Below are 12,906 nucleotides of genomic sequence, written 5' to 3' on the forward strand. Positions count from 1 at the left end.
CCCTCCTGACCGGCATCGCCTGATGCCGGTCTCCTTGTCCTGGCCGATTTACGCTATGCTGAAGCCTGCCTGCAGCATGACAAGGAGCCTTCATGAAAATTTCCCGCCTCGGTGAAGCCCCGGACTACCGCTTCTCGCTGGCCAATGAACGTACATATCTGGCGTGGATCCGTACCGCGCTGGGCTTTCTGGCCGCCGGCGTCGGTCTTGATCAGCTCGCGCCCGATTTCGCCACGCCGTTGATTCGTGAAGTGCTGGCGCTGTTGCTGTGCCTGTTTGCGGGCGTACTGGCGATTTACGGCTATCTGCGCTGGCTGCGTAACGAAAAGGCGATGCGCCTGAAGCAGGATCTGCCCTATACGCGTGGGTTACTGATCATCAGTGCGATTTTGCTAACAGTGGCGGGCGTGGTGATGGTGCTGGTGGTGTATGGCGGATAGTCGCAAAGCGCGGCGCGAAGCGGACCCCGGCCTGCAGCCGGAGCGGACGTCGCTGGCGTGGCTGCGCACGCTGCTGGGGTATGGCGCGCTGATTGCCCTGGCGATTAAGCACAACTGGCACCGCACGGGGCTACCCTTCTGGATCTCACTGGTTGTGCTGGCGCTGGTGGCCATCATTTTATGGCGCTATACCCGCAGCCGTAACGTGATGGACGTGGCGCAGGACGATTTTGTGCAGCCGAAGGCGGTGCGGGATAAGTTCCTCATCGCCCTGGCTGTGCTGTCGCTATCACTGCTGTTTGCGGTAACCCACATTCAACAAATTGTGCACCTGTAGGCCGGGTAAGGCGCAGCCGCCACCCGGCATAATTACTTCCCTTTCGCCAGATACTTCGCCATCTCGTCTTCCGGCACCATGCCGCCGCCGGTCGCCCACACCAGATGGGTGACGTTGGCATCAGCCTGAACACGCAGCGGCCCGGCCATGCCCGCCAGCGCCGATGGCTCCAGACGAATCCCTTCCTCCTGCGCCAGCCAGCCGAGCATGTCGTACATGCTTTGATCGGAAAGGGTATAGAACCCGTCGAGCAGACGTTCCATCGCGCGGCCGACGAAGCCCGACGCGCGTCCGACCGCCAGCCCGTCCGCTGCCGTCACGTTGTTGATACCCAGATCCTGCACGGCAATCTCATCGTGCAGGCCGGTATAAACCCCCAGCAGCATGCACGGGGAGTGCGTGGGCTCGGCAAAGAAGCAGTGAACGTTGTCGCCAAACGCCAGCTTCAGACCAAACGCCACACCGCCAGGACCCCCGCCAACGCCGCACGGCAGATAGACATACAGCGGGTGCTCTGCATCCACCACACGGCCCTGTTCGGCAAACTGCGCCTTCAGGCGCTCGCCGGCAACGGCATAGCCCAGGAACAGGGTGCGGGAGTTTTCATCGTCGATAAAGAAGCAGTTCGGGTCGTTTTCCGCCGCTTTTCGCCCTTGTTCCACCGCCACGCCATAATCCTGCTCATATTCCACGACGGTAACGCCATGGCTGCGCAGTTTGGCTTTCTTCCACTCGCGGGCGTCGGCGGACATATGTACCGTCACCTTAAAGCCGATACGTGCGCTCATGATGCCGATGGACATTCCCAGGTTGCCGGTTGAACCCACCGCAATGCTGTACTGGCTAAAGAAGTCTTTAAAGCGCGGTTCCAGCAGGATGCTGTAGTCATCTTCAGTGCTCAGCAATCCCGCTTCCAGCGCCAGTTTTTCCGCGTGGGTCAGCACCTCGTAGATGCCGCCGCGCGCTTTAATCGAGCCGGAGATGGGCAGATGACTGTCTTTTTTCAGCAGCAGCGTTCCGGGAAGAGCCTTGCCAGATTCTCTCTCCAGCCGTTTTTTCATGGCCGGAATAGCAACCAGCTCAGATTCGATAATCCCGCCCGTTGCCGCGGTTTCCGGGAAGGCTTTCGCCAGATACGGCGCGAAGCGGTTGAGACGCGCATGCGCGTCGTCCACGTCGGCTTTGGTCAGCCCGACATAGGGCAGCCCTTCTGCAAGCGAAGTGGTTCGCGGGTTAAGCCACGTGGTCTCTTTCAGAGCCATCAGATCCTCAACCAGAGGAAACTGTGCGGTTAAAGCAGTGATAGTTGCGTTTTCCATAATACGTCTCGTCGCGCTCAGATAATGAAAGAAAGCAGGAATGTGCCGCCAAGTGCAAGCACCGAGGCGATAAACGTCGCCGTCGTATAGTATTTGAAGGTCTCATTCAGGGTCGCGCCGCAGTATTGCTTGACCAGCCAGAAGAGCGAATCGGTCACGATCGTGCAGCCAATAGCGCCGGAACCGATGGCAATGGTGATGATCTCCGGGCTTACGTTCGGATAGAGCGGCAGCATCGGCGCCACTATTGCGGTCGCACCCATCATCGCGACCGTAGCGGAGCCTACAGCGGCATGCAGCACCAGCGCCACCAGCCAGGCGAGCAGGATCGGATGCATGTGCAGGTTCGAGAGAATATGCGCCAGCGAATCTGCCAGCCCGCTGGTTTTGAGAATAGCGTTGAACGCGCCACCGGCACCAATAATCAACAATATGTTCGCGATAGAGCCAAAGCCGTGCTCCGTATGGGTCAGCATTGCGCCCATGCCCATATGCTGGCGGATCCCCAGCAGGTAGTAGGCGACAAATACAGCGATAAACATTGCCGTGATCGGGTTGCCGATAAACTCCAGCAGGGTATACAGCGTGCCTTCCTTCGCCATATTGAGCTCAGCGAGGGTCTTCACCAGCATCAGAACAATCGGCAGCAGCACCGTAAACAGCGTTGCCCCCAGCGACGGCAGGGTATGCTCCTCCCGCACCTTCAGATCTGAAAATTCTGCCGGAACCGGTTTATACGGCAGACGGTTGCCGAGCAGTTTCAGGAACAGCGGGCCACCAACCAGAGATGCCACCAGACCCACCAGCAGGCCGTAAACAATCACCGTTCCGACGTCCGCACCTAATTTGTTGGTGACAAACAACGCAGCCGGATGCGGCGGTACCACGCAGTGCACCGCCATCAGTGCAGTACAGAGCGGAATGGCAAGCTTAAGCAGCGACGTATTCGTCTTTTTGGCGATGGAAAACGCCAGTGGGATCAGCAGTACCACGCCCACTTCCACGAACAGCGTAATACCGCAGATAAGACCCACCAGCACCATAATGACGTCCGCTGACAGCCAGCGGCAGCGCTGTAGGGTGATCCCGATGCGCTCCGCCGCACCGGAGACTTCCATCATCTTACCCAGAATGGTACCCAGGCCGATGACTGCTGCCAGGAAGCCCAGCGTACCGCCAATCCCGCTTTCAATGGCATTCACCATATCCAGCGGGCTCATCCCCATCATCGCGCCGACGAAAAAGCTCGCCAGCAGCAGCGCAAGGAACGGGTGAAACTTCAGTTTTACGATGGTTAAAACAATCAACACAATGCTGACAAGCAGCGTTACCACAACCCAGACCGGCGATCCCATATCTCACCTCACCCTTATGTCATCTGTGGGTATTGGACGAAAAAACGGCGTGAGCTGACAAACGATAAAAATTGCCGTTCAGGTGAGCTAGATTGGATCAAATGAGTGACTGAACTCAAAAAAGCGCACTTATTTCGCTGTTGGTTCACATAAATTCATGCCTGGGCGGTATGCTGGGCGCAGAAATAACGTGTGAGAATTGTGATGACCGATGCGAATGAAGTCAGAAACCGGCTGCTAAATGGCTGGCAACTGTCAAAGATGTACACTTTTGAAGTGGCTGCCCGGCATGAATCCTTCGCGCTGGCGGCGGCGGAACTGTCGCTCAGCCCCAGCGCGGTGAGCCACCGCATCAACCTGCTGGAAGAGGAGCTGGGCATTCAGCTGTTTGTCCGCTCGCACCGTAAAGTTGAGCTAACGCAGGAAGGAAAGCGCGTTTACTGGACCCTAAAATCATCCCTCGACACCCTGAATCAGGAGATCCTGGATATTAAAAACCAGGCGCTGTCCGGTACGCTGACGGTGTATTCCCGGCCGTCAATCGCCCAGTGCTGGCTCGTCCCCATGCTGGGGGATTTTACCCGCCGCTATCCGTCGATATCTCTCACCATTCTCACCGGTAATGAGTACGTCAATATGCAGCGAACCGGCATCGATCTGGCCATCTATTTCGACGATACGCCGCCAAACTACCTTTCTCATCATTTCTTGATGGACGAGGAGATTTTGCCCGTCTGCTCGCCCGCATATGCTCGCGAGCATGCGCTGTTGAAAAACCCCGATAACCTCAGCCACTGCACGTTACTGCACGACCGTCAGGCCTGGAGTAATGATTCCGGTACGGATGAGTGGCTCAGCTGGGCGCAGCATTTTGCGATGAATATGCCGTCATCATCGGGTATTGGCTTCGATCGTTCCGATTTAGCGATAGTGGCAGCCATGAATCATGTGGGCGTGGCGATGGGGAGAAAGCGGCTGGTGCAAAAGCGCCTTGAGCGGGGCGAGCTTATCGCCCCGTTTGGCAACAAGACCCTCAAATGCCATCAGCACTATTACATCTCAACGCTTCCCGGCCGTCAGTGGCCGAAAATTGACGCCTTTATTGGCTGGCTAAGAGAACTGGCAGGCTGAAGAATTATTACGCTTTGGCGCTACACCAAATACAAAAAAGCGTGCTAAATACAGGTAATGCTTTTGATTTATCCAGGGTAAGCCGTGTTAAAGCCTCTTATTGCGACCGCTTTACTTCTCTCTTCCGGCTGGGCGATAGCCGCCGAGCCGCCGCTGACGGCTGCGCTTTATGCGCAAAAGCTGGGTGTGGGTATGGACGTGGACTGGGCGCGCACCGAGCGCGGGATACGGGAATTCGACCCGCTGGTGGTACGCGACTTTCGCGCGAAAGGCATCAGCCATGTGCGTATTCGCGTGGCCGATGAGCCGACCGAAGCACGGCTGATCCACCTGCGTAAGCTGGTGGAAGCCTGCGAGCAGTACGGCGTGATCCCGATTATCGCGTATCAGGCGGACAGCTATAAAAACGATCCGAAAGCCGATAACGAAAAAGAGGTTACCGACTGGTGGATTGCCGTGGCGCACTATTTCGGCAAACGTTCGCCGCTGCTGGGCTTTGACCTGATTTATGAGCCTGCGGACAAGCTCAACCACAACGCAGCCTCGCTCAACCGGGTGTATGAGAAAACCATTAAGGTCATCCACAGCATTGATGCGGACCGGATGATCTTCATCGCTCCCCGCCTGCGTGCGGCCCCCGAAGATCTCCCCAGCCTCAAGCTGCCTGCGCACAGCCAAAACTTTCTGCTGGCGGAGTGGCATATCTTCCCCTGGGGGCCGCTGAAAAATAACGGCAAATACCCGTGGACCTCCGGTACGGCGGCGGAGAAAGCGGCGATTCACAATCGCATCGCGACGGCGCTGCGCTGGCAACAAAAAACCGGACACGTCAGCTGGGTCGGGGGCTGGGGCGTGGGGGAGTCAAACCGCTTTACACCCACCGCGTCGCAAATGGCCTTTGCCACGTTTATGGCCTGCGAGCTGCAAAAGGCGAAAATACCCTACGCGATTAACGCCGATTTCCAGTTTTATGACGGAGAGGAGGGGGCCTGGCGGCCAGCGCCAGAGCCGCTGCTGGAGGCGATGATTGCCCCGGCGTGTGAAAAGCCCGGCGAGAAGCCGGGCCATCATGCGGTTAAACAGGCTGCTCGTGGTGGGGAACACGCGACGCCAGCGGCAGCCAGCACAGCAAAATCAGCAGCCCCATCAGCGTCATCAGTAAACCCAAACTAGCCTGCCCGGTTTGCGGCATCATGGCGGAGAGCCAGGCCAGCGCGCCGGAACCGATGTTTTGCAAACCGCCCACCAGTGCACCCGCCGTACCCGCGAGGAACGGGAACGGCTCCATGGCGCCGCTGGTGGCAAGCGGGAACAGCATCCCCGCGCCGAAGAAGAACAGCGCCGCCGGGATCAGCAGCGTCCAGACGGTCATTATGCCAAACAGACCCGGGATCCACATCATCAGGCCAGCCAGCAGGCAGCTGATAACAGACTGCCACATCAGCGTTGAGAAGCGTTTGTTCTGACGTCCGGCGAACCAGGCCCCAAAGAACGCCGCCGGGATCGGCAGGATAAACAGAATACTTACCACCATGCTGCTCAGGCCAAGCCCCGCTCCCAGCAGTACGCCGGAGCAGGCTTCGAACACCGCAATGCCCGCCAGACCGCCGATCAGCATCAGCAGGTAACAAGTAAAAGCCCCGTTGCCGAACAGCGTTTTGTAGCTGGCGAGAAGCTTCGTGCGCGGTGCGTCCTGGGGACGGGTTTCCGGCATCCAGCGCGCCATGCTGAAGGTGACAATCACGCACAGCACCAGCAGGAAGGCATAGCAGGCGCGCCATGACCACATTGTGTCCAGCAGGCCGCCAATCAGCGGTGCCAGCAGCGGGCTGACCAGAATACCCATATTCAACAGGCTGTTGGCATGGCGGAGTTGCGTGCCCTGATACATATCGCGCGGTAAGGTACGCGCCATCACCCCACCGACGCCCGTGCCTACCCCCTGCAGTGCGCTGGCGGCAATCAGTACGGTCAGGCTATGGGTGGTAATAGCAATCACCGTCGCGACCATGAAAATGCACATGCCGGTCAGAATGACCGGACGGCGGCCAATGCGGTCGGACAATGGTCCGTAGAACAGCTGCGAAACGCCATAGGTCAGCAGGTAGGCGGCCATCACGCTTTGTACCGCGCCCTCGCGGACGTTGAGTTCCTTTGCCATGTCGGCAATCGCCGGAATGTAGATGGTTTGCGCCATCTGACCGACGGCCACCAGTAACACCAGCATCAACAATAAGTTAACGTTCCTTTGTTTTTTCATGTCGCTGAATACTTTTGCCAAAAGAGAAAAATGAAGAATAAGTGACTACGCATTCCCATAAATGCACGAGGAATCTACCACAATGAGATGACAAATTAAGCATTGTCATGATGAGTGAAGAAGAGGATTAAGGCAGGTTTTGTAAACAAGAACGGCAACTAATGTTGCCAGTGAATTACGCCAGACGCAGCAGGATCGCACCGGCTGCAATACCCAACGCGGCAGCGATACGCAGACCGGCAACCTTTTCTTTTAAAAGCACAAATGCGATCAGCGCACCGAAGAGTATGGAGGTTTCACGTAGCGCAGCGACAACCGCCAGCGGAGCCTGCGTCATCGCCCATAAGGCCAGGCCATACGAGCCCATGGTTCCAACCCCGCCGAGCAACCCCTTTTTCCAGTACAAACGCAGGTAGCTGGAAGCTTCGCGGCGTCGCGCCACCATTGCCCAGCACAGCAGGCAGAAGCCGTTCATAAAGAAGGTCCACAGCGTATAGCCCAGCGCGGTATCCGATAAACGTACGCCCGTTCCGTCCACCAGCGTATAGCCGGCGATAAAGCAGGCGTTCAGCAGTGCCAGCCAGATCCCCTTGCGGGACTGCAATCGGCCATTCATCGCCATCGCGAGGATCGACAGGCAGATCACCCCGATGCCCGCCCAGGCGAGCCAGGAGAGGCTATCCCCGAGCACCAGCACGCTGATCAGCGCCACCAGCAGTGGGGCTGTTCCGCGCATCAGCGGATAGGTCTGGCTCATGTCTGAGACCTGATACGTCTTCGCCACCAGTACCGTATACACCACCTGCAGCGCGCAGGAGACCACTAAAAATGGCCAGCTGGCTACGGAGGGTTGAGGAGAAAATGGCAATAAAACCAGCGCAATGAGTGTGGCGGAGCCGCTAACGCTGATCGCCGAGTAAAGCTTATCCGTTCCGGCTTTGACGATGGCGTTCCAGCTGGCATGCAGCAGTGCGGCGAACAGCAAAATACAGAAAACGGAGATGGTCATGGCGTCTTTGGCGGTGAATTGTCACTCAACTGTAACATTCACGACCTGATGTCGCCAGCCAGCTACACCGCGCAAAAGAGACGATGGGTAACCCGTGGCTCGTCTGACACCAGCCTGAAGCCTGCCCGACGGTAGAAGCCGCAGGCCGTATCGGGGGCATGGGTATTGAGGAAATCAAACCAGATGCTGGCATCGGCCATCACCACCGTTAACAGCTGTTTACCAATGCCCAGACCGCGGCACTTCTCGCTGACATAAAGATGGCGAATACGTCCGGCACGCGGCTGCTGGCTGAACGGATCGCGGTTAAGGCCGCAGACGCCCACCAGCTTGCCGTTTAAAAAGGCACCCAGCAGCTTTTCACCCGGCGCGTTAAAGCGGTTTTCACCACGCTGCCAGTTCTCTTCCAGCCTGCGCAGCATATTGAAATTCGCCGCGATGCTTTCGGCTTTCAGCGCGATATACCCGGGCTCTTCCGGCGTGATGGGTTCAATTAACAGACGCGACATAGCATTCCCTCGTTATTAAAGAGGGGCGGTTGCCCGCCCCTCTCAGGTGCGACTTGAACCTGAATCACCGAAGGTATTTCAGGACAGCATCAAGCAGTTGCAGAACAGCAACAATGAGTTTGAGGATAAGTATCACCATATCCACTACGCTCATACGCGTCTCCTTTTGGTAAAAAGGAGCACGATGCTGGCGTACCTTTCCGCCGCCTGTTGCCAGCACCTCGATTGACGTAACACAGTGTGCTCACTTCAGAGGGTTAAGGCACTGACGGCACCACCCGTTTCAGCCAGGACTTCGTTGCGCCGGTAGAACTGCGGCCCCCTCGCTCACTGCGAACATCCTCAGTATAGATAAATACTGTATGTATGAACAGTATTTTGTGGACAAAATTCGAAACCCATTCCATACTCAAAAACGTCAAAATCCGTGCCGGAATTGCGCGTTCGTCTTCGATCGCATATACTTCGTGCGTTGACGTAACACAGTGTGTTCTGCGGCAACCAACCGCAAAACCCTGAAAAAACCTCGCTCCGGCGGGGTTTTTTGTTTTCTGCTTTCTGTACAGAACGGGATGCCAGTTGATTTATTGACAACGTACTCGGCAGAAATAAGGTAAATATTAATGTTTCAGTTAATAATCCTTAAATATAGATTTTTTAAATAAAATTAAGTCTGTTTATTTTTAACGTGAATGAGTATTTAAATAAAATTAACGGATTTGAATTGCCCGGTTTTTCAACGTATATTCATATAACCATAAAAAAAGTATGGATACGTTATGCAAGCATCTGATTACTTGAAGATGAAGTTCCAGAGCGACAGGCAGTTAGCTATTTATGGACAACAAGGCGTTGCTGGGACATGGAAAGCATTAAAGGGGATCGGTTCTGATATTTACTCAGGAATGGAGCGTGTTAGTTGGTATTCATCATGCTTAATCCCCAGCTATCACGATGTGTGTGAAGAGTTACTCTCAGAAGAAAAAAGGATGTACCTCTCAATTGTGTCTATTTACCGTTATCGCAATGTAATAGCACACATGCTCTATCTTTATTTTGAAAGCATTATGACTGATTCTGAAAATGGGAATGAAAAAAATCGCGTTCGCAAGACGGATTCAAACGTAACCGGCCTTGTTAAAAACATCCCAGCAAGCAAGGCAGCGCGTTTAGCGATAGCATGGACGCTGGCCAAATCCCTTTCGGAATCCGGCTTACTTTCAGAGATCGTCGTCGAACGGCTTGCGCGCCGTGTACCCAATGTTGTTATGGCTCTGCAGCTGATGGGTACGGACCAGAAGTGCGCTCTTGCTGCCCGTCGTCTGAAAGTGTTGGATCCTAAGTATTACGCCACCCTTTATGCCGCACAACTGGAGATGCTTTACTACTTTTTTGAACCATTCCTGGCTGAAATCATTAAGAAAGTGCAAACGGGATTCTACAAGGATTTTGATGCGATCTATAACGACTTAAAGGATAAATAGCATGTTTAAGAGTCTGCTATCCATTCTTTTTACAGATGTTTTATTCCCCGTTTATATTTTTGCTTGCGCCTCTTTGTTTCTCTGGCTGGTGCCCAACCACTGGGTATTATTAACATTCATTGCTATCGTCGTATTTATTATTGTTCATCCGATAATTTTCGGCCGCTTTGATAAGTACGATTGAGTTTTATAAAAAGGAGTTTGTATGTCAAATCCGGCTTATTTGTTTCTGACAGATGAAAATGGTTCGCCAATGGTAGGTCCCTGCCTGGTTTCAGGGCGTGAAGGCGCAATTGAACTCAAATCGTTCACTCATAATGTCAATATCCCGGTCGACGGGAATACCGGGAAATTGACGGGCACGCGCATACATATGCCCGTCATGTTCCAGAAGGAATTTGATCGTGTCACTCCGTTTTTATTTCGGGCGTTGAGTACGGGGAGAACGCTTCAGTCAGCCACCATAAAGATGTATCAGATTAATGAGGCTGGTTTAGAGCAGGAGTATTTTAATATCATTATGGAGAATGTAAAAATAACTTCTATTACACCCGATTTGTATCCAGGTGCCAACACCGGAACACACCTCGAAACGGTTCTCATACGCTATGAGAAAATCACCTGGAAACATTGCGACGGAAATGTCATCTATAGTGACGCCTGGAATGAGCGAGCAACATACTAAAACGTGATCCCTGACGCATTTTTGCGCAGATGAAAATATTTCCATTGTCACGCCCGAAAACCTGTGTTTGTATAAATTCAATCAATGATTCCAAACACAGGTCCCCCATGACTGCATCCATGAACACCGCGACCCTACTAAAAACTGCGCAACCAGCCGCAGTGGTCGTCGTGCGTGTGGTGGTGGTCGTCGGCAATGCGCCGTAGGGACTGGATCAACACACGAATCCAAAACCCCGCCGGCGCAAACCGGGCGGGGTTTTTCGTTTAGGACCCCTCCCGGATACGCTAAGTAGTTCGGGTTGCAGCCAACGCATCTGCAACCTGAAATACGACGCGTAAAGCTGGCTCAGAAGAAAAGGACTGGAGCATGGCAAGTTCGGGCACAACATCCACCAAGACGCGTTTTACGGGCGCGCAGCTGATTGTTCATTTACTGGAACGACAGGGCATTACCACGGTTGCGGGTATTCCGGGCGGTACGGTGCTGCCGCTGTATGACGCGTTAAGCCAAAGCACGCAGATCCGCCACGTGCTGGCGCGTCACGAGCAGGGAGCGGGTTTTATCGCTCAGGGCATGGCGCGTACGCAGGGTAAACCGGCAGTCTGTATGGCCTGTAGCGGTCCGGGGGCGACCAACCTGGTAACCGCCATCGCCGACGCGCGTCTCGACTCCATTCCGCTGATTTGCATTACCGGCCAGGTGCCGTCCTCAATGATCGGTACCGATGCGTTCCAGGAAGTGGATACCTACGGCATCTCTATCCCCATCACCAAACATAACTATTTAGTTCGCGATATTACCGAGCTTCCTCAGGTTATCAGCGATGCGTTCCGCATTGCGCAGTCCGGTCGCCCAGGCCCGGTGTGGATAGACATTCCTAAGGATGTCCAGACCGCAGAAATTGAGATCGACGTCCTGCCGGAGCCGGGCGAGCGAGCACCCGCGCCAGAATTCAGTGCTGAGAGCGTGCGCGATGCCGCGGCCATGATCAACGCCGCTAAACGTCCGGTGCTCTATCTGGGCGGCGGGGCAATCAATGCCGCAGATGAAATCCGTCAGTTCGCTGAAAAAGCCAACCTGCCTACCACCATGACCCTGATGGCGCTCGGCATGCTGCCCAAAGCACACCCGCTGTCATTAGGAATGCTGGGCATGCACGGCGCACGCAGCACCAACTACATCCTGCAAGAGGCGGATTTGCTGATTGTGATGGGCGCGCGTTTTGATGACCGGGCGATTGGTAAAACTGAGCAGTTCTGCCCGAACGCAAAAATCATTCACGTGGATATCGACCGCGCCGAGCTGGGTAAAATCAAACAACCGCACGTGGCGATTCAGGGGGACGTGGCCGACGTGCTGGCACAGCTGATCCCGCAAACGGACGCAACTGACCGCGCCGACTGGCGTCAGATGGTGGCGGATCTGCAACGCGAGTTCCCGGGCGCGATCCCAACCGAAGGCGACCCGCTGAGCCACTACGGGCTGATTAACGCCGTGGCCGCCTGCGTGGACGACAGCGCGATTATTACCACCGACGTTGGGCAGCACCAGATGTGGACCGCCCAGGCCTATCCGCTGAACCGTCCGCGTCAGTGGCTGACCTCCGGCGGCCTGGGAACCATGGGCTTTGGTCTGCCTGCGGCAGTTGGTGCGGCGCTGGCGAACCCGGACCGCAAGGTGATCTGTTTCTCCGGTGACGGCAGCCTGATGATGAACATTCAGGAGATGGCCACCGCGGCCGAAAATCAATTAGACGTTAAAATCATCCTGATGAACAACGAGGCGCTGGGGCTGGTACACCAGCAGCAGAGCCTGTTCTACAAGCAGGGGGTGTTTGCGGCAACCTATCCGGGGATGATTAACTTCATGCAAATTGCCGCCGGTTTTGGCCTGCATACCTGCGATCTGAACGCAGAAGAGGACGCCCACGCAGCGCTGCAGGCGGCGATCTCTCGTCCGGGCCCGGCGCTGATCCACGTCCGTATCGACCCTGAACAAAAAGTGTATCCGATGGTGCCGCCGGGTGCGGCAAATACTGAGATGGTGGGGGAATAAGCCATGCAGAAACAACATGAAAACGTCATTCTGGAACTCACCGTCCGCAACCACCCTGGCGTTATGACCCACGTCTGCGGGCTGTTTGCCCGTCGCGCGTTTAACGTCGAAGGCATTCTCTGTCTGCCGATTCAGGGCAGCGAGCACAGCCGCATCTGGCTACTGGTCAACGACGATCAGCGTCTGGAGCAGATGATGGCCCAGATCGACAAGCTGGAAGACGTCACCAGAGTGGCGCGCAACCAGTCCGATCCCACCATGTTTAACAAAATTGCGGTGTTCTTCGAATAGATCGCTTAAGGTAAGCGTCTTTCGCTCT

General features: G+C 55.3%; 15 protein-coding genes. 9 read left to right on the top strand and 6 right to left on the bottom strand.

From position 1 onward, the window contains the following. Positions 1–92: 92 nt before the first annotated feature. Complete coding sequence (locus EQV24_RS18300) at positions 93–440, top strand: DUF202 domain-containing protein (protein ID WP_013094795.1); 348 nt, start codon at positions 93–95, stop codon at positions 438–440. Then, positions 430–777 carry a DUF202 domain-containing protein gene (locus EQV24_RS18305; RefSeq protein ID WP_013094796.1) on the top strand — a complete coding sequence of 116 codons (348 nt, stop codon included), beginning with the start codon at positions 430–432 and terminating at the stop codon, positions 775–777. The genes EQV24_RS18300 and EQV24_RS18305 overlap by 11 nt, the downstream gene beginning before the upstream one ends. Before the next feature lie 32 nt (positions 778–809). Here EQV24_RS18305 and dsdA read toward each other — a convergent pair whose 3' ends face one another. Then, on the bottom strand, positions 810–2,096 hold the full coding sequence (dsdA, locus tag EQV24_RS18310; RefSeq protein ID WP_058650557.1) for a D-serine ammonia-lyase: 1,287 nt from the start codon (positions 2,094–2,096) through the stop codon (positions 810–812). A 17-nt stretch (positions 2,097–2,113) separates the two neighbouring features. After that, the gene (gene dsdX, locus EQV24_RS18315; RefSeq protein WP_029881850.1) at positions 2,114–3,451 is read right to left on the bottom strand and encodes a D-serine transporter DsdX; all 1,338 of its coding nucleotides are present in this window, start codon (positions 3,449–3,451) and stop codon (positions 2,114–2,116) included. 204 nt (positions 3,452–3,655) lie between these two features. Here dsdX and dsdC point away from each other — a divergent pair, with 204 nt between their 5' ends. Both dsdC and EQV24_RS18325 read left to right on the top strand, forming a co-directional pair. After that, positions 3,656–4,582, top strand: a complete 927-nt coding sequence (gene dsdC, locus EQV24_RS18320) for a DNA-binding transcriptional regulator DsdC (protein WP_038418253.1) — start codon at positions 3,656–3,658, stop codon at positions 4,580–4,582. A gap of 84 nt (positions 4,583–4,666) precedes the next feature. Further along, positions 4,667–5,755, top strand: coding sequence for a cellulase family glycosylhydrolase (locus tag EQV24_RS18325; RefSeq protein ID WP_095427758.1), 1,089 nt, complete (start codon positions 4,667–4,669; stop codon positions 5,753–5,755). Here EQV24_RS18325 and emrD read toward each other — a convergent pair. The 4 genes from emrD to tisB all read right to left on the bottom strand — a co-directional run bounded on the left by emrD (position 5,658) and on the right by tisB (position 8,514). Further along, entirely contained in the window at positions 5,658–6,842 is a 1,185-nt protein-coding gene (gene emrD / locus EQV24_RS18330; RefSeq protein WP_038420858.1) for a multidrug efflux MFS transporter EmrD, read from the bottom strand. The genes EQV24_RS18325 and emrD overlap by 98 nt on opposite strands. A gap of 175 nt (positions 6,843–7,017) precedes the next feature. Continuing rightward, the gene (locus EQV24_RS18335; protein ID WP_102751821.1) at positions 7,018–7,851 is read right to left on the bottom strand and encodes an EamA family transporter; all 834 of its coding nucleotides are present in this window, start codon (positions 7,849–7,851) and stop codon (positions 7,018–7,020) included. A 62-nt stretch (positions 7,852–7,913) separates the two neighbouring features. Next, a complete protein-coding gene (locus EQV24_RS18340) occupies positions 7,914–8,360 on the bottom strand; it encodes a GNAT family N-acetyltransferase (protein WP_013094803.1) in 447 nt (148 codons plus the stop codon). A 64-nt stretch (positions 8,361–8,424) separates the two neighbouring features. After that, on the bottom strand, positions 8,425–8,514 hold the full coding sequence (gene tisB / locus EQV24_RS18345) for a type I toxin-antitoxin system toxin TisB (RefSeq protein WP_020684667.1): 90 nt from the start codon (positions 8,512–8,514) through the stop codon (positions 8,425–8,427). 625 nt (positions 8,515–9,139) lie between these two features. On the opposite strand from tisB, the gene EQV24_RS18350 reads away from it, so the two are divergent. The 5 genes from EQV24_RS18350 (at position 9,140) to ilvN (ending at position 12,878) form a co-directional block, all read left to right on the top strand. Further along, complete coding sequence (locus tag EQV24_RS18350) at positions 9,140–9,844, top strand: hypothetical protein (protein WP_058683588.1); 705 nt, start codon at positions 9,140–9,142, stop codon at positions 9,842–9,844. A gap of 205 nt (positions 9,845–10,049) precedes the next feature. Continuing rightward, positions 10,050–10,529, top strand: a complete 480-nt coding sequence (gene tssD, locus EQV24_RS18360) for a type VI secretion system tube protein TssD (protein WP_013094807.1) — start codon at positions 10,050–10,052, stop codon at positions 10,527–10,529. 107 nt (positions 10,530–10,636) lie between these two features. Then, a complete protein-coding gene (ivbL, locus tag EQV24_RS18365) occupies positions 10,637–10,735 on the top strand; it encodes an ilvB operon leader peptide IvbL (protein WP_071830013.1) in 99 nt (32 codons plus the stop codon). A 163-nt stretch (positions 10,736–10,898) separates the two neighbouring features. Continuing rightward, a complete protein-coding gene (ilvB, locus tag EQV24_RS18370) occupies positions 10,899–12,587 on the top strand; it encodes an acetolactate synthase large subunit (protein ID WP_040021106.1) in 1,689 nt (562 codons plus the stop codon). A gap of 3 nt (positions 12,588–12,590) precedes the next feature. Further along, entirely contained in the window at positions 12,591–12,878 is a 288-nt protein-coding gene (gene ilvN, locus EQV24_RS18375) for an acetolactate synthase small subunit (protein WP_001171659.1), read from the top strand. Positions 12,879–12,906: the final 28 nt, after the last annotated feature.

Source organism: Enterobacter sp. A8 (genome assembly GCF_004296595.1).
Lineage (GTDB): Bacteria > Pseudomonadota > Gammaproteobacteria > Enterobacterales > Enterobacteriaceae > Enterobacter > Enterobacter cloacae.